Here is a 19,833-nt window from a genome sequence, read left to right on the forward strand (position 1 = left end):
TCGCCATGGATCTCACCGTGCACCACGCCTTCCTCCCCCACGACGACCCCGAGGCCTCGCTGGCCTTCTACCGCGACGCCCTCGGCTTCGAGCTGCGCAACGACGTCGGCTACGAGGGCATGCGCTGGCTCACCGTCGGCCCGGCCGACGAGTCGGCGACCTCGATCCTGCTCCACCCGCCGACCGCCGACCCCGGGATCACCGAGGACGAGCAGCGGACCATCGCCGAGATGATGGCCAAGGGCACCTACGCCTCCGTCGTCCTGGCCACCAAGGACCTCGACGCCGCCTTCGACCGGATCCAGGCCACCGGCGCCGAGGTGATGCAGGAGCCGACCGAGCAGCCCTACGGCATCCGCGACTGCGCGTTCCGCGACCCGGCCGGCAACACCGTCCGCATCCAGCAGCTCCGCTGAGAAGCGGGCGTGCCCGCAGTCATCCCTGTCGGACATCGTTGGTAGACACCGGGCCCTCGCCACATCGGCGGGGGCCCGGACGGACGGAGGCACGATGAGCACGGTGACCGAGCCGGATGCGGTGCGCGCCGCCGCCGACAGCCACGACCTGATCCGGGTGGTCGGGGCGCGGCAGAACAACCTCAAGGACGTCAGCGTCGAGATCCCCAAGCGGCGGCTCACGGTGTTCACCGGCGTCTCCGGGTCGGGCAAGAGCTCGCTGGTGTTCGGCACCATCGCCGCCGAGTCGCAGCGGATGATCAACGAGACCTACAGCGCGTTCGTGCAGGGCTTCATGCCCTCGCTCGCCCGGCCCGACGTCGACGTCCTCGAGGGGCTGACGACGGCGATCATCGTCGACCAGGAACGGATGGGTGCCAACCCGCGCTCCACCGTGGGCACGGCCACCGACGTCAACGCGATGCTGCGGATCCTCTTCAGCCGGCGCGGGGAGCCCAGCCTGGGCTCGCCGAACGCCTACTCCTTCAACATGCCGTCGGTCTCGGCCAGCGGGGCGATCACCGTCGAACGCGGGGCAGGCAGCAAGGCGGAGAAGGTGACCTTCACCCGCCTCGGCGGCATGTGCCCCCGCTGCGAGGGCATGGGGTCGGTCAACGACATCGACCTGACCGCGCTGTACGACGACTCGAAGTCGCTCGCCGACGGCGCCCTGACCGTGCCCGGGTTCAGCATGGACGGCTGGTACGGCCGCATCTTCGCCGGCGCCGGGCTGCCCATGGACAAGCCGATCGCGAGGTTCACGAAGAAGGAGCTGCACACGCTGCTCCACGCCGAGCCGACCAAGGTCAAGGTCGAGGGGGTCAACCTCACCTACGAGGGCCTGATCCCCAAGATCCAGAAGTCGATGCTCAGCAAGGACGTCGACGCGATGCAGCCGCACGTCCGCCGGTTCGTCGAGCGCGCGGTGACCTTCGAGACCTGCCCCGACTGCGACGGCACGCGGCTGAGCGCCGAGGCCCTGTCGTCGAAGATCCGCGGCAAGAACATCGCCGACCTCTGCCGCATGCAGATCAGCGACCTCGCCGCGTGGCTGCGCGAGCTGGACGACCCGGGGGTGGCGCCGCTGCTGGCCGGGCTGCAGCACACCCTCGACTCCTTCGTCGAGATCGGGCTGGGCTACCTCTCCCTGGACCGCCCGGCGGGCACCCTCTCCGGCGGCGAGGCCCAGCGCACCAAGATGATCCGCCACCTCGGGTCCTCGCTCACCGACGTCACCTACGTCTTCGACGAGCCGACCATCGGCCTGCACCCGCACGACATCCGGCGGATGAACGACCTGCTCCTGCGGCTCCGCGACAAGGGCAACACCGTGCTGGTGGTCGAGCACAAGCCGGAGACGATCGCGATCGCCGACCACGTCGTCGACCTCGGCCCGGGCGCCGGCACCGCGGGCGGCGAGGTGGTGTTCGAGGGCAGCGTCGAGGAGCTGCACCGCAGCGGCACCCTGACCGGCCGCCACCTCGGTGACCGGGTGCGGCTCAAGCCGGAGGTGCGCACCTCCACCGGCGCGCTGGAGATCCGGGGGGCGCGGCAGAACAACCTGCGCGGCGTCGACGTCGACATCCCCACCGGGGTGCTGACCGTCGTCACCGGCGTGGCCGGGTCGGGCAAGAGCTCCCTCATCCACGGCAACCTCGCCGGGCGGGAGGGCGTGGTGGTCGTCGACCAGTCGGCGATCCGGGGGTCGCGCCGGTCCAACCCGGCCACCTACACCGGCCTGCTCGAGCCGATCCGCAAGGCGTTCGCCAAGGCCAACGGCGTGAAGCCCGCGCTGTTCAGCGCCAACTCCGAGGGCGCCTGCCCGACCTGCAACGGCGCCGGCGTCCTCTACACCGACCTCGGCGTCATGGCCACGGTCGAGTCGACCTGCGAGGAGTGCGAGGGCAAGCGCTTCCAGGCCGCCGTGCTCGAGTACCGCCTGGGCGGCCGGAACATCGCCGAGGTGCTCGCGATGAGCGTGGCCGAGGCCGAGGAGTTCTTCGGCGGCGGGGACGCCCGCACGCCCGCCGCGCACGCGATCCTCGACCGGCTGGCCGACGTCGGGCTGGGCTACCTCACCCTCGGCCAGCCGCTCACCACCCTCTCCGGGGGTGAGCGCCAGCGGCTGAAGCTGGCCACCCGCATGGCGGAGAAGGGCGGGGTCTACGTCCTGGACGAGCCGACGACCGGCCTGCACCTGGCCGACGTCGAGAACCTGCTCGGCCTCCTCGACCGGCTGGTGGACTCCGGGACGACCGTGATCGTCATCGAGCACCACCAGGCGGTCATGGCGCATGCCGACTGGATCGTCGACCTCGGCCCGGGCGCCGGATCCGAGGGCGGCCTGGTGGTGTTCGAGGGGACCCCGGCCGACCTGGTCGCCGCCCGGTCCACGCTCACGGGGGAGCACCTCGCCGAGTACGTCCCCGCTTGACGACCGACCTCGAGCGCTATCATCGCCGGGTGACGATGATCGAGGTCGACGAGGCGGCGGCGCTGTCCGCCGCCTCGTGCCTGTTCCGGAGCCTCGGGGACCCCAACCGGCTGGCGATCGTGCGCCATCTGGCCCTCGGGGAGCACAAGGTGGTCGAGCTGACCCGCCACCTGGGGTTGGCGCAGTCGACCGTGTCGGCGCACCTGGCGTGCCTGCGGGACTGCGGCCTGGTCACCTCGCGGCCGCAGGGGCGTGCCTCGCTGTGGTCGCTGGCCGCCACCACCGAGGTCCTCGGCCTGCTCGCCGCCGCTGAACGGCTGCTCGCCGGCACCGGCGATGCGGTCACCCTCTGCCCCGCCTACGGCGAGGTGGCGGCCCGGTGAGCGCGACGACCACCACTCCACCGAGCGCGGCCGACCGCGCCCGACTCGGGCGCCGGGCGCAACTCCTCGCCGGCACCGCCGTCGCCTACAACGTCGTCGAGGCGGTGATCGCCATCGCCGCCGGGCTGGCCGCCGGGTCGGTCGCGCTGATCGGGTTCGGCCTGGACTCGGTGGTCGAGGTCTCCAGCGGCCTGATCATCCTGTGGCAGTTCCGGCACCACCTGCCGGAGAGCCGGGAGCGGCAGGCGCTGCGGCTGATGGCCTGCTCCTTCTTCGCCCTGGCCGGCTACGTCACGTTCGAGTCGGTGCGCGCGCTCGTCGCCGGCGGCGACCCGGACGCCTCGCCCGTGGGCATCGCGCTGGCCGCGGTCTCCCTGGTGGTCATGCCCTTCCTCTCCTGGGCGCAGCGCCGCACCGGCCGGGCGCTGGGCTCCGGTGCCGTCGTCGCCGACTCCACCCAGACGCTGCTGTGCACCTACCTGAGCGCCGCCGTCCTCGTCGGGCTGGTGCTCAACGCCTGGCTCGGCTGGAGCTGGGCCGACCCGGTCGCGGGCCTGGTGATCGCCGCCGTCGCCCTCCGCGAGGGGGTCGAGGCGTGGCGCGGCGAGGGCTGCTGCGCGCCCGGCCGCCCGGGCCCGGACGCCGCGGTGGACACGTGCTGCGGAGCCGCTCCCGGGCCGCAGGACGACCGGTGAGCGGCGGGCACGACCACGGCCACGCCGCGGCGTCCGGGAACCGGCGCCGCCTGGCCGTGGTGCTGGCCCTGACTGCGGGCGTGCTGGTCGTCCAGCTCGTCGGCGCGCTCGTCTCGGGATCGCTGGCCCTGCTCGCCGACGCCGCACATGCCGCCACCGACGCCGCGGGCCTGGCGATCGCGCTGGTCGCGGCCACCCTGGCGGCGCGGCCCGCGACGGCGCAGCGCACGTGGGGCTACCGGCGCGCCGAGGTGCTCGGGGCCACGCTGCAGGCCGCCGTGCTGCTGGCCGTCGGCGGTTGGATCGCGGTCGAGGCGATCGGCCGGCTGGCCGATCCGCCGGAGATCGCCACCACCGCCGTGCTGGTCTTCGGCGCGATCGGGCTGGCCGCCAACCTCGCCGGCATCGTGGTGCTCACCCGGGGCGGGCACGGCGGGAACGTGAACATGCGCGCCGCGACGCTCGAGGTGGTCAACGACGCCCTCGGCTCGGTCGCCGTCCTGGTGGCCGCCGCCGTCGTGGCCCTGACCGGTTGGCTGCAGGCGGACGCGATCGCCTCGCTGGTGATCGTGGCGCTGATCGTGCCCCGCACCGTCCGGCTGCTGCGGGAGACGGTGTCGGTGCTCCTGGAGAGCACGCCGCCGGGGGTCGACCTCGACGCCGTCCGGGCGCACCTGCTGGCGCTGCCGCACGTCATCGGGGTGCACGACCTGCACGCCTCGCAGATCACCAGCGGGCTGCCCGTGCTCTCGGCGCACGTCGTCGTCGAGGACGGCTGCTTCCACGACGGGCACGCCCCGCAGGTGCTGGACCAGCTCCAGGCCTGCCTCGCCGAGCACTTCCCGGTCGGCATCGAGCACTCCACCTTCCAGCTCGAGACCGCCGCGCACGCCCACCACGAGCCCGCCGCGCACCGCTGAGCAGCCCCGCTATCGTCGGCCGACGCCGCCGCGAGGAGCACCGTGAGCACAGGCCCTGCACTGGCCCGCCGGCTGGGCACCACCGACGCCGTGGTCCTCGGGCTCGGCTCGATGGTCGGGGCCGGGGTCTTCGCCGCCTTCTCCCCCGCCGCACAGGCCGCCGGCGCAGGGCTGCTCATCGGGCTGGCGATCGCGGCGGCGGTCGCCTACTGCAACGCGACGGCCTCGGCACAGCTGGCCGCGGAGTACCCCACCTCCGGGGGCACCTACGTCTACGGCCGCGAGCGGCTGGGCCCGTGGTGGGGGTTCCTCGCGGGGTGGGGCTTCGTCGTCGGGAAGACGGCGAGCTGCGCGGCGATGGCGCTGACCTTCGCCGCCTACGCGGCACCGGCCGGGTGGCAGCGACCGGTGGCCGTCGCCGCGGTGCTGGCCCTGACGGCGGTGAACTACCGCGGCGTGACCCGCACCGCCGGGCTGACCCGCGTCGTCGTCACCGTCGTGCTCGCCGCGCTCGCCGTGGCGGTGACCGCGAGCCTGCTCGGGAGCGGGGCGAGCCGGGACGGGCTGGCGACCTGGACGTTCACCGACGGCGGCGTGCACGGGGTCCTGCAGTCGGCCGGCCTGCTGTTCTTCGCCTTCGCCGGGTTCGCGCGCATCGCGACGATGGGCGAGGAGGTCCGCGACCCGGCCCGGACCATCCCGCGGGCCATCCCCCTGGCCCTCGGTATCGCCGTCGCCGTCTACGCGGTGGTCGCCGTCGCCGTGCTGGTGGCCCTCGGGCCGGACGGCGTCGCCGCCACCTCGGCGCCGCTGGCCGCGGCGGTGGACGCCGGCGGGTGGGCGTGGGCGGAGCCGGTGGTGCGCGTCGGCGCCGCCGCGGCCTCCCTGGGCGCGCTGCTGGCGCTCGTCGCCGGCATCGGCCGCACCGGGCTGGCGATGGCCCGGCACGGTGACCTGCCCGGGTTCCTGGCCGCGGTGCACCCGCGGTTCTCCGTGCCGCACCACGCCGAGCTCGCCCTCGCCGCCGTGGTCTGCCTGCTGGTGCTCACCGTCGACCTGCGCGGGGCGGTCGGCTTCTCCTCCTTCGGCGTGCTGCTCTACTACTTCGTGGCCAACACCGCGGCCTTCACGCAGGACCGCGCGCACCGCCGCTTCCCCCGCCCCCTGCAGGTGCTCGGCGCGGTCGGCTGCCTGGTGCTGGTCGTCGCGCTACCGGTCGAGGCGGTGGTCGGCGGAGTGGTCGTCTTCGCCGTCGGCATCACCTACCGGGCCATCCGCCTCCGGCCCACCCGGAGGTAGGCGGGACGGACGGGGCCGGCGGGTGCGCCCTGCGGCCGGTCCGTGCGCGGTACAGGATGGACCGGGCAGCAGGGCGGAGCGGGTCCGGCGGCCGAGGAGGCAGGCAGCATGGCGGTGAACCCGGGCCGGACGCGCACGGACGTGGCCGGTCCGGACCGCCGACGGTCGATGCTGGTGGCAGCGGTCATCGGCGTCGGGCTGATGGCGGCGATCGACGAGATCGTCTTCCACCAGCTGCTCGCCTGGCACCACTTCTACGACCGCTCCAGCGGCAGCGTGGCCCTGATGTCCGACGGGCTGCTGCACGCCGCCGAGCTGATCCTGCTGGTCGCCGGTTTCTTCCTCTTCGCCGACCTGCGACGACGTCAGGCGCTCGCACCCCGCTCCGCCTGGGCCGGGCTGTTCCTGGGTCTCGGCGGGTTCCAGCTGTTCGACGGCCTGGTCGACCACAAGGTCCTGCGTGTGCACCAGATCCGCTACGGCGTCGACCTGCTGCCCTACGACCTCGCCTGGAACGTCGGCGGCGGCGTGCTGGTCGTCATCGGCGTCGTGCTGGCCGTGCGCAGCCGGGACGAGGGCCGTGCGGCGCGAGCCGCCGGCCCGGTCGGCTGAGTGCCGCACCAGCACGCCCCGGCGGCCACCGACGCCACCGGGCACTGGATCGCCACCGTGCTCCTCGCCGGTGCGGCGATCGCGGTCTACCTGGTCGCGACCGGCCGTGCCCGGCACCGGCTGCAGCGGCCGTGGCCCGTCGCGCGGACGGCCGGCTGGACGGTGGGCGTCGTCCTCCTCGCCGCCGCCGTCTCCCCGCCCCTGGCGGCGTTCGCGCACCAGGAGCCGGCCGGGCACGTGGTGCAGCACCTGCTCCTGGGCATGTTCGCGCCGCTCGGGCTGGTCCTGGCCGCGCCGGTCACGCTCCTCCTGGGTGCGTCCTCGACGCCGGTGCGCCGGCGCATCGGCACGGTGCTCGGCAGCCGGTACCTGCACGTGCTCGGCCACCCGTTCACCGCGGCCCTGCTGGCCACCGGCACCCTCTACCTGCTGTACCTCACGCCCCTGTACGCAGCGGCGATTGGGGACGCCCTGCTGCACACCCTGCTGAACGTCCACTTCCTGCTCGCCGGCTGCCTGTTCGTCTGGGCCATCGCGGGCCCCGACCCGGCGCCGGGGCGGCCGGGCATGGGAACGCGGCTGGCGGCCCTCTTCGCGTCCACCGCGGCGCACGGCTACCTCGCCAAGCTCCTCTACGCCCACGCCGCCCTCCTCCCGCCCGGAGCGGAGCAGGGAGTGGCGGGCAAGGAGCTGGCGGCCCGGTGGATGTACTACGGGGGAGACCTCGCCGAACTGCTCCTGGCGATCGCCCTCTTCGTCGCCTGGTACCGGGGCCGCGTTCCCGCCGGGCGGGTCGTGGCGCGACCGGCGCCCGCGCCCCGGGCGGCCGGCCGTGCGCGACGACGGAGGCCTCCTCCCGCGCCCGGGTGGCCGCACCGACTCCTCGGCCTCGCGCTCCGGGAGTGACGTTGAGCGGCAGACGTGGACGACCGGTCCTCGCATGGCGCATCATTGGCAGTCTCCGGGTGCGAGTGCCAACCCGGGCCCCTACCTCCGCTCGACCAGGGAGAGCCACGCCGTGCCCACGTACCAGTACGCCTGCACCAACGCCGAGGGCAAGCACGAGTTCGAGGTCGTGCAGTCCTTCACCGACGCCCCGGTGACCGAGTGCCCCGAGTGCGGCGCCGCGGTGCGCAAGGTCTACGGCTCGGTCGGCGTGGTCTTCAAGGGCTCGGGCTTCTACCGCACCGACAGCCGCTCGGGCGGCAAGACGTCCGAGACCGCGGGCAGCAGCAACGGCTCCTCGTCGGGCACCTCCTCCACGCCGGCCAAGGAGAGCTCCACCTCCGCCCCCGCCTCGACGCCGGCGGCGACCTCCGGCAGCGGGGCCAAGGCCGCCAACTGAGGAGAGGCGGCCGGGCCTCGTCCACAGGCTCGCCGCCCCTCCACAGCTCCGCCCGACCGCTTTCCGGCCCGGCCCGACCAGGGAAGGGTCGGCGCCGTGCTCCGACTGCGCCGACCCCCCTTCCCGCTGCTGACCGCCCGCCGGCTGGCCGCCGCGCTGCTGACCGCGCTCGCCGTGGGGCTCGCGCTGCGCCCCGGCCCCGCTCCCGCCGAGCGCACGTCACCGCGCGACGTCGCCGTGGTCGTCGCCGCCGCCGACCTGCCCGCCGGCACCGTCCTGGCGCGCGGCGACCTGGCGCTCGTCCGGCTCCCGGCCGGTGCGGTGCCCGGCGGCGTGGTGGCCGCCCGGGAGGAACTGGAGCGCCGCGTGCTCGCCGGGCCCGTCCGCCGCGGCGAGCCGCTCACCGACGCCCGGCTGGTCGGCGCCGGGCTGACCGCCCTGCTGCCGGCGGGCCAGGTGGCGGCCCCCGTGCGGCTGGCCGATCTGGCGGTCGCGGCGCTGCTGCGCGCCGGCGACCGGGTGGACGTGCTGGCCGCCGAGCCGGGCGGCGGCCCCGCCGAGCGGGTGGCAGCGGGGGCCCTGGTGCTCGCGGCCCCCACCGGGGACGACGGCGACGCGGGCGCCGGGCTGCTCGTCCTCGCCGTCGACGCGGAGACCGCGGCGCGGCTCGCGGCCGCCGCGGCCGCCGCCACGCTCACCGTCAGCCTGCCCCCACCCCCGGCCTGACGCGCGGACCGCGGTGTGGCTGGATGGTCCCCGTGCTCAGGGGCTTCAAGGACTTCCTCTTCCGCGGCAACGTCGTCGACCTCGCCATCGCGGTGGTCATCGGCGCGGCCTTCACCGCCGTGGTCAACACGTTCGCCGAGTCGTTCCTCACCCCGCTGATCGGCCTGGTCGGCGGCGGTGGCGAGCTGGGCGGGACCTTCGAGGTGGACGGCCAGATCTTCACCTGGGGTGCCTTCCTCAGCCAGGTGATCACCTTCGTGCTGACGGCGGCAATCCTGTACTTCGTGGTGGTGCTCCCCATGCGGCGGCTGTTCGACCGGCGGGCTGCCGGTGAGGAGCCCGGCCCGGTGGCACCGACCCAGGTCGAGCTCCTCGTCGAGATCCGCGACCTGCTCCGCGCCCAGCAGCAGACGGACCCTCGTGCCCCCCACCACCCGCAAGCTCGCGGCGGGACCCTGCACGAGGGCCGTTAGTCGCTGCCCCAGTGCGGCGGCCGGTCCTCGTAGTAGCGCCGGTCGTCGTCGGCGCCGTCGGCGGGCCGCTCCCCCCAGCCGACGTCGGTGTCGTCCGGCGCCCGGCCCAGCCGCAGCGGCGGCGGTGCGGGTGGCTCCGCGGGCAGCGGCTGCCCCAGCCCCTCGAGCACCTGCGCGGCGGGGAGCGCGGCGAGCACCGCGCCGGGGACGGCGAGCTTGCTCCCGCGGGTGCCCGAGCCGATGACCACCAGGTCCGCCGCGGCGACGGCGGCGTCGACGAGCACCGGCCAGGCGGCGGGCAGGCCGACCGGGGTGATGCCCCCGAAGGCCATGCCGCTCTCGGCGACGGCGACGTCCTGCGGCGCGAACGACGCCTTGCGGGCGCCCAGGTGCCGCCGCACCAGGCCGTTGACGTCGGCGCGGGTGGTGGCGAGCACGAGGCACGCGGCGAGCGTCGTCTCCCCCGCCCGGCGGGCGGCGACGACGACGCAGTTGGCCGAGGCGGCGAGCGGCACCCCGTAGGCGTCGGTGAAGGCGGCGGTGTCGGCGAGGTCGTCGGCGATCTCCGCGACCCACGCCGGCCCGGCCAGCACCGGCAGCGCAGCGGCGACCGGCGGGGCCAGCAGCTCGGGCCGGTCGGCGGCGGGCGACCAGGTCAGCGAACCGAGGACGGGTGCAGCGGGGTCGGGCATGCCCCCGATCCTGCGGCACGGGTCCCGGCGGCGCCGTGGCGGGATCCTGGCGGGAGCCGACCGGGATCCGGCTGTCGGCCCGCCCGGCCGCGCGCCAGGATGGCCCCATGATCGGTCAACTCCACTCCGTCGTGCTCGACGCACCGGACGCGCACGCCCTCGCCGGGTTCTACGCCGACCTCCTCGGCATGGAGATCAGCCGGGGCGAGCCCGGGGACGACTGGGTCGTCGTCACCGGCGCCGGCTACCGGCTGGCCTTCCAGCAGGCCCCGGACCTGCGGCCGCCGGACTGGCCCGATCCCGAGCGCCCGCAGCAGTTCCACCTGGACGTCCGGGTCGCCGACATCGAGGAGGCGGAGCCGAAGGTGCTGGCGCTGGGCGCCCGGAAGCTCCCCGGCGGCGGGGGCGACTTCCGCGTCTACGCCGACCCGGTGGGCCACCCGTTCTGCCTGGTGTGGGACGCGTGAGCGACGGGCCGGTGGACCCGGCGACGGCCAGCCGCTTCGTGGCGGCGGCGGGCTTCCAGGTCACCGAGGCCACCGGCACCCGGGTGGCCGGCCACGTGGAGCTCGGCCCCGACCAGCACACCCCCTGGGGCGTGGTGCACGGCGGGCTGTACTGCACCGTCGTCGAGTCCGCGGCCAGCATCGGGGCCAGCCTCGCGGTGCGCGAGCTCGGCCAGTTCGCCGTCGGCGTCAACAACAGCACCGACTTCCTCCGCAGCGTCACCGCCGGGCGGGTCGACGTCGTCGCCGAGCCGGTGCAGCAGGGGCGGACCCAGCAGCTGTGGCAGGTCGCGCTCACGCGGGAGGACGGCAAGCTGGTCGCCCGCGGGCAGGTGCGGCTGCAGAACGTGCCGCTGCCCGGCTAACGCAGGACGGCGGGGTCCAACGTCACCTGGAACAGCGCGCGCGGGTCCTGCAGGGTCGCGGGCGGCCGGGCGGCCGCCCGCGGCACCACCCGGTCCCAGCGCGCCGGCCGGCGGTGCGGCAGCAGCTCCCGCCCCTGGAACAGGTAGTCCCCCACCACCTCGCCGAGCAGCAGCCCGGCCCCGTGCTCGACCGGCAGGGCGACCGGGTCGCCCGGCCGCACCTGGTCGAGGAAGGCCGACAGCTGGCGCAGGTCCTTGGCCGGGCGCCGGCCGGAGATCTCCTTGGACAGCGCCCGCAGCTCGGCGGGCTCCATCCCGGTCGCGTCGACGTCGATGCCCGACTGGGTGCCCAGGCCCACGACCCCGGCCGCCAGGCAGGCGCCGAGCTCGTTGTGCGCCCGCGGCCGCACCACCCACACCCGCACGCCGTCGGGCTCCGGCGCCGGCGGGAGGTCGTCCGGCCCCGGCCAGAGGTAGGGCAGGTCGTCGGGCTCGGGGCCGAAGCGTTCGGTGAAGCGGCCGCGGTAGAACTCCGGGTCCTTGGCGATCAGGTTCGACCGGTGTGAGCGGTGCAGCGCCTCGTCGCCGAGCCAGGAGGGCAGCAGGCCGGCCGCGGCGAGCTCGGCCTGCGACCGGCCGACGACGTCGGGGGCGAACTCCCCGATCAGTGCCTCGGTCGTGTCCGCGAAGCCGCGCTCCCGCCAGACCCGCACCATGGCCAGCCCGTAGCTCACCAGCGCCGGGGTGCGCCCGCGCCACATCGCGACCGCCGGGTGGCTGGCCCAGCCGTAGTCGGGCAGCTCCAGCGCGCGCAGGATCTGCAGGGTCTCCACGCGCTGCTTGCCCAGCCGCGGGGAGTCGAGCAGCCGGGCGCTCTCCTCGAAGTCCGCCACCGGCACGAAGGTCTGCATCGCGGGGCTACCTGCCCCTGCGGGCATACGGTGAATCTTCCGATCTGGTCGGCCTCCCGGCACGGTCCCGCTGAGAGCCTGCGCGCAGCGGGGGCCGGGAGGTCCTTCTCAACCACCCAGCGCCCGCAGCGCCGCCTCCCAGCGCTCGCGCCGCGCGTCGTCGTCCTGCTCCCACCAGGGCGCCCCGCGCTCGCCCAGGCCGGTCGGTGCCCCCGACCCCCTCCGTCACGACAGCCGGCGGGCCAGCTCGGGCAGGACGACCCCCAGCGGGGCGTCGACCTTGAGCGACGCCTTGGCGTCCCCGCGGGTCGCACCGGAGTTGACGATCGCGACCGGGATGCCCCGCTTGGCGGCGTGGATGACGAACCGGTAGCCGCTCATCACGGTCAACGACGAGCCGAGCACCAGCAGGGCCCGGGCGTCGTCGACGAGCGCGAAGGAGGCGTCGACCCGATCCCGCGGCACCGTCTCGCCGAAGAAGACCACGTCGGGCTTGAGGGGACCGCGGCCGCAGGCCAGGCAGTCGACCATGACGAACCCGTCGAGCTCCTCGTCGGGCAGCTCGACGTCGCCGTCTGGGTTGACCTCGTCGGTCGGCTCCGGCCGGAAACCCGGGTTGGCCGCCCGCAGCCGCACGTCCAGGTCCGCGCGCGAGGCGACGTCACCGCAGGCCAGGCAGACGGTCCGGTCCAGCCCGCCGTGCAGCTCCAGGACGTCGCGCGCCCCGCCCGCCTGGTGGAGCCCGTCGACGTTCTGGGTGATCACGTGGGTCACCGCGCCGGCCTGCTGCAGCGCGGCGACGGCCCGGTGCCCGTCGTTGGGCCGGGCCTCGGCGATCTGGCGCCAGCCGACGAAGCTGCGCGCCCAGTACCGGTGCCGGCCCCGTGGGTCGCGGGTGAACGTCTGGTACGTCATCGGGGTGTGCCGGCGCAGCGAGCCGGTGGCACCCCGGTAGTCGGGGATGCCTGAGTCGGTGGACAGCCCCGCCCCGGAGAGGACCAGCGTCCCGCCGGCGGCGAGCAGTCCGGTCAGCTCGGTCAGTCCCTGGACGGCGGGTGGCGCTGCGGTCACCGGCCCATGGTCCCTGCCCGACGGCGCGCGCGCCGTCGGCGGCGGTGTGTACTGCACAGCCTTCCCGGTCACCCTCTGCGGGACCGCCCGTCCCCGGGCCCGATCGAGGAGGCCGACCGTCGACCGCCGCGCGCACGCACGATGCCGGATCACCCCGTGACCGGGGGGTGGTGGTGGGACGTCATCGGCCTGGCGATCGTGTCCTTCGCCGTGGTGGACGAGGTGCGGACGACGCTCGCCGTCGCCAGCGGTCCCGGCCCGCTGACCCGGCTGGTCACCGACGCCGTGTGGCGGCTGGCCCGGCGGCCCGCCATCGCCGACGCCGCACCGGTGCGCGCGGTGGGAGGCCCGGGGGTCATCGTCATCGGGCTGACCGTCGGCGCCTGGTTCACCCTGCTCTGGCTGGGGTGGTCCCTCGTCTTCCTCGGCGACGAGGAGGCGGTCGTCGGCTCGTCGAGCGGGGCAGCGGCGTCGGTCTGGGAGCGCTTCTACTTCGCCGGGTACAGCATCGCCACCCTGGGCAACGGCGGCTTCCAGCCGGCCGGCCCCGGCTTCCAGCTGGCCACCATGGCGGCCTCGCTGAGCGGGATGCTCCTCATCACCCTCGGGGTCTCGTACCTCACCTCGGTGATCTCCGCGGTGGTCGTCAAGCGGAGCTTCGCGTCCCAGGTCACCGGGTTCGGCAGCACCGGCGCAGAGGCGGCGGCCGGCCTGGCCACGCCCGGCTCGGTGGTCCCGGCGGTGGTGCCCCTGTCGTCGCTGTCGTCCACCTTGTCGACGCTCGCCCAGCAGCACCGCGCGTATCCGCTGCTGCACGCCTACCGGCCCCGGGCGCCGGAGCTCGGCACCGCCCCAGCGGTGGCGGTCCTGCTGGACGCGACGCTGCTGCTGTCGTCGTCGGCCGACCCTGCCTCCCGGCTCCCTGCCGGGGTGCGCCGATCGGTCGTCTCCGCCGTCCAGCAGTACGTCGCGCACGCCCCCGCGACCGGTGGTGCGCACGCTGGAGGAGCGCCCGCGCTGGTGCCCGCCGACATCGAGCGCACGGGGCTCCCCGTGGACCCGGCGCAGCTCGCCGAGCGGACCGCGGAGTGCGCGGACCTGCGGGACGAGCTGTCCCGGCGGATCCGGGCGGCCGGCTACCGCTGGCCGGGCGACGAGCGCGCGTCCTGACAGCCGGTCAGGCCGGGGTGAGGGTCTCCTCGAGCCGGGCCAGCATCGCGTCCTGGATGCGGCTCAGACCCTTGGGTGCGAAGGTGCGCTCGAAGAACCCGCCGATGCCGGTGGCACCCGTCCAGGTGGTGCGCGCCCGCACCGTGCAGACCCCGGCGTCCGCGGGCGTGACGGTCCAGGTGGTCACCATGCTGGAGTTGGTGTCGGTCTCCACGAGCGCCCCGTCCGGGGTCTCGGTGACGACCACGTCCTGCTCGCGCACCCGCTTGGAGGTGGCCTGCAGCCGCCAGTGCACCTTCGTGCCGGCGCCCTGCCCGCCGGCGTCGACGCGGTAGTCGCTGTACTGCTCGGGGAGCACCCGTGGCCGCGTGACGGCGTAGTCGGCGAGCGCGGCGCGGACGACGTCCGCCGGTGCGCGCAGGACTCGTTCGGTGGTGGCGACGACCTGACCCATGCCGCCCATCCTGCCCTCCGGCGGATCGGCTACGCCTGCCCCTCCTCGTTGTTGAGGTAGGAGCAGCGGAAGCGGGCACCGGCCATCGCCTCGGTGAAGCGGGCCTCCCACATCGGGTCGTCGGCCGGGAAGGTCTCGAACACCCGCTCCTCGAGCACTTCCGGGTGCCCGTCGAGCCCGGGGCAGCTGCGCCGCAGCAGGACCCGCGTCGTCCCGTCGACCTCGTCGTGCGCGGCGCCCCAGCGGGCCGCGGCGACCGCCCGCTCCCGCAGCACCCGCTCCCGGGCGGGCAGCGCCCGGCCGGCCGGCTGCGGCACCGAGACCCACCAGACGACGATCCCGGCCAGCAGCACGACCAGCAGCACAGCCGTCAGGACGCCGACCATGCCCAGCACGGTAACCCCGCGTGGGGCCACCGGGCCGGGCCCGCCGGCCGGGTCAGACCTCGGCGGGGGCGGAGGTCAGGTCGTGCGCGCCGCAGGTGCAGCCGTTGCGGGCCGAGAGCACCATCGAGACGGCGTGCGCGCGGTCGCGGGCGCCGAGCTTGCGCAGGATCGCCTTGACGTGCGACTTCACCGTGTCCTCGGAGATGAACAGGTTCTCGCCGATGCGCCGGTTGGACTGGCCCTGGACCAGCTCGTCCAGCACGTCGGACTCCCGGCGGGTCAGCGGCACCTCGGGGGTCAGCTCGCGGGCGACCGGCGCGGCGGACCCGGGCTGGACCCGGCGGATCTGGGGGTCGACGACGGTGCGCCCGGCGCGGGCGGCCAGCACGGCCCAGCCCAGCAGCGTGGCGGAGGCGTTCATGAGCAGGTAGCCGCGGATGCCGGCGGCGAGCGCCTCGTTGACCACGGCCGGGTCCTCGGAGGTCGCCACGGCGACGATGGCGGTGCGCGGGAAGCGGCGGCGCAGGTCCCGGATGGCGGTGAGGGTCGCGCTGCGGCCGGAGCCGAGCTCCACGATCACCGCGTCGGGTCGGGCGGACTCGGCCAGCACCAGGGCACGACGCGGCTCACCGGGTGCGCCCACGGCCTGCAGGCCGGCGGTCTCGTCGACCATGCCGACGAGGCCGCGACGCAGGACCGGGGCGTCGGCGAGGACGAGGACCCGGGTGACGCCGGCAGTGGAGATGGACACGCTGGTTGCTCCGCTCACGTTCGGTGACGACCTGACCTGCATTCCATCGGTCGGGTGAACCGAGTGCTTGAGCAGCCCGTTCGAGGTCGTGTCCCAGCGCTCCGCAATCGGCGGCGGAGCGATCCGGGGAGGGGGGGCATCCAGCCCGGCCACTCACCGGCAGACGCCTGCCACGTCCGGAGCACCGGGCCCAGTGCCCGCCGACGGCCCCGCTCGGGCGCAATGGCCTCGGACGCCTCGGGCGGTAGCCGTCGTCGTCGCACCTGCGCGAACGTTCTCACAGGCCCCGCATGCGCAGAGCGGCCTGGGTGCGGTCGCGGACCTGCAACTTGGTCAGCACCCGCGAGACGTGGTTCTGCACGGTCTTGAGACTGACCTGCAGTTCGCGGGCGATCTCGGCGTTGCTCTCGCCGTCGGCGATGAGGGCGAGCACCTCGGCCTCGCGGTCGGTGAGCTGTTCTCGACCACCGAGCGCGGCCGGACCGCGGGAGAGCAGGCGGGCGGCCACTCCGGCGCCGAATACCGCGCCCCCTGCAGCCACGGTGCGGATCGCGCCGAGCACATCGTCCTGCCCGGCTCCCTTGAGCACGTAGCCGCGGGCCCCCATGCGCATCGCGGCGGTCACCGCGTCGTCGTCGTCCACCATCGTCAGCACCAGGACGGCGGTCCCGGGCAGCTCGCGGACGATCCGGCGGGTCGCCTCCAGTCCCGGGACGCCAGGCAGGTTCAGGTCCATCAGGACGACGTCCGGCCGGTGCTCGCTGGCCAGCAGGACCGCGCTCGCGCCGTCTCCTGCCGTGGCCAGCAGGCGCACGTCGGGGACGGTCGCCAGCAGGGCGGCGAGCCCGTCCCGGAACAGCGGGTGGTCGTCGACGACGAGGACGCCGATCACAGCAGGGCTCCGTCCGAGCGTGGTGCCGCGGCTTGGGCGCGGGGAATCGGCAGCCGTAGGCGCACCGTGGTACCCCTTCCGGGACGGGCGTCGATGGCCAGGCTTCCGCCGAGGTCGGATGCGCGCTCCCGCATGCCCGGCAGCCCGGAGCCCCCGGCGCGAGGTCGGACCATGCCGGAGCCGTCGTCGGCGATCTCGGCGCAGAGCTCCTCGCCGTCGGTTCGGAGGGTCACCCGGCAGGTGGACGCCCCGGAGTGGCGCACGGCGTTGGTGAGGGCCTCCTGGATCACGCGGTAGCAGGCCACCTCGGCCGCCGCGGGCAGCGCAGGCAGTTCGTCGTCCGCGTCGACGTCCGTGCCGTCGGGCAGCTCTGCTTGCAGCCGTTCGGCCAGCTCGCGCACCGCGCCCACCAGGCCGAGCTCGTCGAGGGACGGTGGACGGAGTCCCTCCACCACGCGGCGCACGTCCTGCACCGTGTTCTGGATGCCGGCCCGCAGGTCGAGCAGCGCTGCGTCGGCCGCCGTGGGGTCGTCGAGGAGGTTGCGGGCGGCGTCGGCCTTCAGCGTCAGCCCGGCGAGCGCGGAGCCGAGCCCGTCGTGCAGGTCGCGGCGGAGCCGTCGGCGCTCGTCCTCGCGGGCGAGGATCAGGCGCTCGTGGGCAGCACGCAGCCCGGTGAGGAGGGACGAGGCGTGCACCAGTGCTCCGAGCTGGCCGCTGATGTCGTCGAGGAGTCGGAGGTCGCGGTCCCGCAGCGGCCGCGGGGGCATCGTCCAGCGCAGCACTCCCACGGCGCGGCCGTAGCCGGTCAGCGTGGTCTCCCGGTCGGCAAGGTCAGCGGCGCCGTGCACGGCGAGTGGCCGGCCTGCTCCGTCGAGCACGACGATCGCCGGCAACTCGAGCACCTCGGCCAGTTCCCGGATCAGGTCCTGGAGCAGCCCGTCGACGTCCGTCGCATCGGCGACCCGGCGTCGCACGGCGGCCAGCACCTCCTCCGGCTGCGCCCACTGCCCGTAGGTCAGCCGGTTCGCCGCTCGCTGCAGCGCCTGACGCAGGGGTGAGAAGGACAGTGCCACCAGGCCGGTGGCCAGCCACGGCAGCCACCGCTCCCGTCGTGCGTCCAGCAATGCCCCGACCCCCGCGACGGCCAGCACGTACACGGCGGCGAGGGCGGCGGACAACCCCACGGAGGCGATCGTGCGGCTCACCGCCGGCTGCACGTCGTACAGCCGGTGCTGCAGCACCGCCACACCGATGGCGACCGGCAGTGGGAGCACGGCGACTCCGAAGACCAAGGTCTCCGCTGCGCCGACGAGGATCAGCGGCAGGACCGCCGCCGGCACGGCGGCCGCCCAGGTCAACCACAGCAGCTGTTGACGCAGCAGCGGTCCACCCCCGCGCCACCGCGAGACGAGGCTGCCCACCGCCCCCGCCACCGCCGCTGCCACCGCGCCCAGGGCGAGCACGGCCAGACCGTCGACGACTCCGCCGAGACCGGCAGGCAGGCCCACGGGGCTGTCGATCGCGGCCAGCCGCTCGTCCATGGGGGCAGGGGCGAGGACCGACGTCGCCGTGAACAGGAACAGCGCCGCCGCCGACGCCGCGATCGCCCATCGCCATGGCCGCCCTGGCAGGCGCCCATCGGGGAAGACCAGCGGGACCAGCAGGACCAGCACCAGCCAGCCGAGCCCCCGCAACACCGTGCCGGCCACGGCCAGCAAGGCCGCGGCCGACCCGGTCATCGGGGTCGTGACCAGTCCCTGGACACCCACCGCCAGGATGGCCTCGCCGAGCCCCCACACCGCTGCTCCGCCCAGCAGCACGAGTCCGACCCGGTGCCCCGGGCGGGCCAGGCAGATCAGCACGCCCACCCCGGCGTACACGACGATCACCAGCGCCACGACCCATGCGCCGGCAGGGAACTCGCCGACCTGCGCGGCCGTCAGGACCGCCGACGTCGCCGCGCCACCTACCGCCACCGCGGCGGCGCCCGAGACCACGCTGTGCCGAGGCGTCCTCATGCTGCATCGTCCTGGTGTGCGACGGTCAGGTACCGGCCCCGGGGCGAGGCGTCGTGGTCAGCGGGTCGCCCGACGCCCCGGAGAAGACCGGTCGCGCTGCCGCATCCGGTCCGCCGGGTCGGTACCTGAGCATGACGGTCGCAAGGGCGAGGAACCAGACCATCCACGCCACGGTGGCCCAGTCGACGGCGCCCAGCCTCGCGGCGGGCACCGAGGCCACCAGGACGAGCCCCGTTCCCAGGCCGGCCCAGCCGAGCCACGGGGGCAGCTCCCCGTCGGCCAGCACGGCGATCCCGACGCCGGCGGCGTGCACCCCCAGCAGCAGGACGCTCAGGAAGAAGGTGAAGTTCCGGACGTCGTTGACGAGCGACACCGTGACCATGTCGGCACCGTGCTGAGCGCCGTACAGGGCGGCCGCGCCCGCGGCGAGCCCCGGAGCCAGGCTGAGCGCCACGTAGGCGATGCCTGCCGCGAAGGCGGTCTGCGACGCCCAGCCGCCGGTCTCGGAGCGGCTCAGCGCCCGGGCCAGGAAGGCGAGCACCGGGAGCAGCAGCAGGAAACCGACGGACTCGACGTAGCCGCCGGCCATGATCCGGGCCAGGTCGCCGTCGACGTACTCGGCGGCGACCGCTTCGGCGCCGTCCCCGAGCCGCGGGGACCGCTGCTGGCTGATGCCGACGAGGATGAGCACCACATGCGCGAGCGCGAGGCTTCCCGCCACCCGCCATGCCGTCCGGGACATAGCGTCCTCCGTTCGTTCGAGACCGGGCTCTCCGATCCCCGGACCCAACGGTCCTGCGTCGACACGGAGTTGCCATCAGGCGCCTTCCCGCGACCGCCGGGAAGATCTCCCACCCGACCGCGTCGGGGCTCCCCCTGCCCCCGACAGGGGGATGCGAGTAATGCGCCCCTCGGCCCAGATGCCCGTCAGGCGGCTCGCTGCAGAGGCCGATGAGCCGTCCACCTGCAGATCTATGGGTGGGGTGCTAACCGTTGCTCTGACCAGCAGCGGAGCACCGGCATCGGTGGAGTTCTTACACGTTTCCGGCGGAGTTCTTACACAGCCCCGTCCTCGGTCAGCGCCAGCCTTCCAACAGCTGCGCCGGGCTCAGGACGTGCGCACCCTCGATGGAGCTTCCGGAGCGGGACACGACGAGCAGCGGGGTGTCGGACGATGCGCCGGGCAGCTGCCCGCGGTGGGTCACGAGAGCGGCGAAGTCGCGGTCGTCGAAGGGCTGGTTCTCCAGCCATTTGATGCGCGCTGGCCGCTGACCA

Annotated in this window: 23 protein-coding genes; 14 read left to right on the forward strand and 9 right to left on the reverse strand. The window is 74.8% G+C overall.

From position 1 onward, the window contains the following. The first annotated feature begins 5 nt into the window (after nt 1–5). The 11 genes from ACI792_RS01545 to mscL all read left to right on the forward strand — a co-directional run bounded on the left by ACI792_RS01545 (nt 6) and on the right by mscL (nt 9,342). A complete protein-coding gene (locus ACI792_RS01545; RefSeq protein ID WP_456601021.1) occupies nt 6–416 on the forward strand; it encodes a VOC family protein in 411 nt (136 codons plus the stop codon). Between the two features lie 94 nt (nt 417–510). Next, nucleotides 511–2,889 carry an ATP-binding cassette domain-containing protein gene (locus tag ACI792_RS01550; protein WP_456601022.1) on the forward strand — a complete coding sequence of 793 codons (2,379 nt, stop codon included), beginning with the start codon at nt 511–513 and terminating at the stop codon, nt 2,887–2,889. A gap of 35 nt (nt 2,890–2,924) precedes the next feature. Then, nucleotides 2,925–3,272, forward strand: coding sequence for an ArsR/SmtB family transcription factor (locus tag ACI792_RS01555; RefSeq protein ID WP_456601169.1), 348 nt, complete (start codon nt 2,925–2,927; stop codon nt 3,270–3,272). Continuing rightward, nucleotides 3,269–3,967, forward strand: a complete 699-nt coding sequence (locus ACI792_RS01560; RefSeq protein WP_456601023.1) for a cation diffusion facilitator family transporter — start codon at nt 3,269–3,271, stop codon at nt 3,965–3,967. The genes ACI792_RS01555 and ACI792_RS01560 overlap by 4 nt, the downstream gene beginning before the upstream one ends. Further along, nucleotides 3,964–4,887 carry a cation diffusion facilitator family transporter gene (locus tag ACI792_RS01565; protein ID WP_456579421.1) on the forward strand — a complete coding sequence of 308 codons (924 nt, stop codon included), beginning with the start codon at nt 3,964–3,966 and terminating at the stop codon, nt 4,885–4,887. Before ACI792_RS01560 ends, ACI792_RS01565 begins: the two co-directional genes overlap by 4 nt. Before the next feature lie 42 nt (nt 4,888–4,929). Continuing rightward, nucleotides 4,930–6,186 (forward strand): APC family permease, encoded by a 1,257-nt coding sequence (locus ACI792_RS01570; protein WP_456601024.1) that lies wholly within the window; start codon nt 4,930–4,932, stop codon nt 6,184–6,186. Nucleotides 6,187–6,294: 108 nt separating this feature from the next. Further along, nucleotides 6,295–6,798, forward strand: a complete 504-nt coding sequence (locus tag ACI792_RS01575) for a DUF2243 domain-containing protein (RefSeq protein WP_456601025.1) — start codon at nt 6,295–6,297, stop codon at nt 6,796–6,798. After that, nucleotides 6,799–7,704: a cytochrome c oxidase assembly protein gene (locus ACI792_RS01580; RefSeq protein WP_456601026.1), complete on the forward strand. Its 906-nt coding sequence runs from the start codon at nt 6,799–6,801 to the stop codon at nt 7,702–7,704. A 112-nt stretch (nt 7,705–7,816) separates the two neighbouring features. Further along, a complete protein-coding gene (locus ACI792_RS01585) occupies nt 7,817–8,143 on the forward strand; it encodes an FmdB family zinc ribbon protein (RefSeq protein WP_456601027.1) in 327 nt (108 codons plus the stop codon). A 96-nt stretch (nt 8,144–8,239) separates the two neighbouring features. After that, a complete protein-coding gene (gene cpaB, locus ACI792_RS01590; RefSeq protein WP_456601028.1) occupies nt 8,240–8,869 on the forward strand; it encodes a Flp pilus assembly protein CpaB in 630 nt (209 codons plus the stop codon). Between the two features lie 23 nt (nt 8,870–8,892). After that, entirely contained in the window at nt 8,893–9,342 is a 450-nt protein-coding gene (gene mscL, locus ACI792_RS01595; RefSeq protein WP_456601029.1) for a large conductance mechanosensitive channel protein MscL, read from the forward strand. On the opposite strand, the gene ACI792_RS01600 is transcribed toward mscL, so the two are convergent. Next, entirely contained in the window at nt 9,339–10,034 is a 696-nt protein-coding gene (locus ACI792_RS01600; RefSeq protein ID WP_456601030.1) for a YbaK/EbsC family protein, read from the reverse strand. The two genes, mscL and ACI792_RS01600, sit on opposite strands and share 4 nt — an antisense overlap. A gap of 107 nt (nt 10,035–10,141) precedes the next feature. On the opposite strand from ACI792_RS01600, the gene ACI792_RS01605 reads away from it, so the two are divergent. Then, nucleotides 10,142–10,501 (forward strand): VOC family protein, encoded by a 360-nt coding sequence (locus ACI792_RS01605; protein WP_456579428.1) that lies wholly within the window; start codon nt 10,142–10,144, stop codon nt 10,499–10,501. Next, the gene (locus tag ACI792_RS01610; RefSeq protein WP_456601031.1) at nt 10,498–10,905 is read left to right on the forward strand and encodes a PaaI family thioesterase; all 408 of its coding nucleotides are present in this window, start codon (nt 10,498–10,500) and stop codon (nt 10,903–10,905) included. Before ACI792_RS01605 ends, ACI792_RS01610 begins: the two co-directional genes overlap by 4 nt. On the opposite strand, the gene ACI792_RS01615 is transcribed toward ACI792_RS01610, so the two are convergent. Beyond that, the gene (locus ACI792_RS01615) at nt 10,902–11,816 is read right to left on the reverse strand and encodes an MSMEG_6728 family protein (RefSeq protein WP_456601032.1); all 915 of its coding nucleotides are present in this window, start codon (nt 11,814–11,816) and stop codon (nt 10,902–10,904) included. The two genes, ACI792_RS01610 and ACI792_RS01615, sit on opposite strands and share 4 nt — an antisense overlap. Nucleotides 11,817–12,041: 225 nt before the next feature. Continuing rightward, complete coding sequence (locus ACI792_RS01620; RefSeq protein WP_456601033.1) at nt 12,042–12,887, reverse strand: NAD-dependent protein deacetylase; 846 nt, start codon at nt 12,885–12,887, stop codon at nt 12,042–12,044. 156 nt (nt 12,888–13,043) lie between these two features. On the opposite strand from ACI792_RS01620, the gene ACI792_RS01625 reads away from it, so the two are divergent. Beyond that, nucleotides 13,044–14,057, forward strand: coding sequence for an ion channel (locus ACI792_RS01625; protein WP_456601034.1), 1,014 nt, complete (start codon nt 13,044–13,046; stop codon nt 14,055–14,057). A gap of 7 nt (nt 14,058–14,064) precedes the next feature. On the opposite strand, the gene ACI792_RS01630 is transcribed toward ACI792_RS01625, so the two are convergent. The 6 genes from ACI792_RS01630 to ACI792_RS01655 all read right to left on the reverse strand — a co-directional run bounded on the left by ACI792_RS01630 (nt 14,065) and on the right by ACI792_RS01655 (nt 19,300). Next, complete coding sequence (locus tag ACI792_RS01630; RefSeq protein WP_456601035.1) at nt 14,065–14,511, reverse strand: SRPBCC family protein; 447 nt, start codon at nt 14,509–14,511, stop codon at nt 14,065–14,067. A gap of 29 nt (nt 14,512–14,540) precedes the next feature. Beyond that, nucleotides 14,541–14,897 carry a hypothetical protein gene (locus tag ACI792_RS01635; protein ID WP_456601036.1) on the reverse strand — a complete coding sequence of 119 codons (357 nt, stop codon included), beginning with the start codon at nt 14,895–14,897 and terminating at the stop codon, nt 14,541–14,543. Between the two features lie 52 nt (nt 14,898–14,949). Next, the gene (locus ACI792_RS01640; protein WP_456601037.1) at nt 14,950–15,648 is read right to left on the reverse strand and encodes a LuxR C-terminal-related transcriptional regulator; all 699 of its coding nucleotides are present in this window, start codon (nt 15,646–15,648) and stop codon (nt 14,950–14,952) included. A 277-nt stretch (nt 15,649–15,925) separates the two neighbouring features. Beyond that, on the reverse strand, nt 15,926–16,540 hold the full coding sequence (locus tag ACI792_RS01645; RefSeq protein WP_456601038.1) for a response regulator: 615 nt from the start codon (nt 16,538–16,540) through the stop codon (nt 15,926–15,928). Then, entirely contained in the window at nt 16,537–18,558 is a 2,022-nt protein-coding gene (locus tag ACI792_RS01650) for a sensor histidine kinase (protein WP_456601039.1), read from the reverse strand. The genes ACI792_RS01645 and ACI792_RS01650 overlap by 4 nt, the downstream gene beginning before the upstream one ends. A 25-nt stretch (nt 18,559–18,583) precedes the next feature. Next, complete coding sequence (locus tag ACI792_RS01655) at nt 18,584–19,300, reverse strand: hypothetical protein (protein WP_456601040.1); 717 nt, start codon at nt 19,298–19,300, stop codon at nt 18,584–18,586. Nucleotides 19,301–19,833 lie beyond the last annotated feature (533 nt).

Source organism: Blastococcus sp. SYSU DS0669 (genome assembly GCF_054050895.1).

Excerpts from the sequence above, each read along its gene's own strand:
- ACI792_RS01635 (WP_456601036.1), bottom strand. The coding sequence starts at position 14,897 with ATGGTCGGCGTCCTGACGGCTGTGCTGCTGGTCGTGCTGCTGGCCGGG.
- ACI792_RS01555 (WP_456601169.1), top strand. The coding sequence starts at position 2,925 with ATGATCGAGGTCGACGAGGCGGCGGCGCTGTCCGCCGCCTCGTGCCTG.
- ACI792_RS01605 (WP_456579428.1), top strand. The coding sequence starts at position 10,142 with ATGATCGGTCAACTCCACTCCGTCGTGCTCGACGCACCGGACGCGCAC.
- ACI792_RS01575 (WP_456601025.1), top strand. The coding sequence starts at position 6,295 with ATGGCGGTGAACCCGGGCCGGACGCGCACGGACGTGGCCGGTCCGGAC.
- ACI792_RS01655 (WP_456601040.1), bottom strand. The coding sequence starts at position 19,300 with ATGTCCCGGACGGCATGGCGGGTGGCGGGAAGCCTCGCGCTCGCGCAT.
- ACI792_RS01615 (WP_456601032.1), bottom strand. The coding sequence starts at position 11,816 with ATGCAGACCTTCGTGCCGGTGGCGGACTTCGAGGAGAGCGCCCGGCTG.
- ACI792_RS01550 (WP_456601022.1), top strand. The coding sequence starts at position 511 with ATGAGCACGGTGACCGAGCCGGATGCGGTGCGCGCCGCCGCCGACAGC.
- mscL (WP_456601029.1), top strand. The coding sequence starts at position 8,893 with ATGGTCCCCGTGCTCAGGGGCTTCAAGGACTTCCTCTTCCGCGGCAAC.
- ACI792_RS01600 (WP_456601030.1), bottom strand. The coding sequence starts at position 10,034 with ATGCCCGACCCCGCTGCACCCGTCCTCGGTTCGCTGACCTGGTCGCCC.
- ACI792_RS01650 (WP_456601039.1), bottom strand. The coding sequence starts at position 18,558 with ATGAGGACGCCTCGGCACAGCGTGGTCTCGGGCGCCGCCGCGGTGGCG.
- ACI792_RS01630 (WP_456601035.1), bottom strand. The coding sequence starts at position 14,511 with ATGGGTCAGGTCGTCGCCACCACCGAACGAGTCCTGCGCGCACCGGCG.
- ACI792_RS01545 (WP_456601021.1), top strand. The coding sequence starts at position 6 with ATGGATCTCACCGTGCACCACGCCTTCCTCCCCCACGACGACCCCGAG.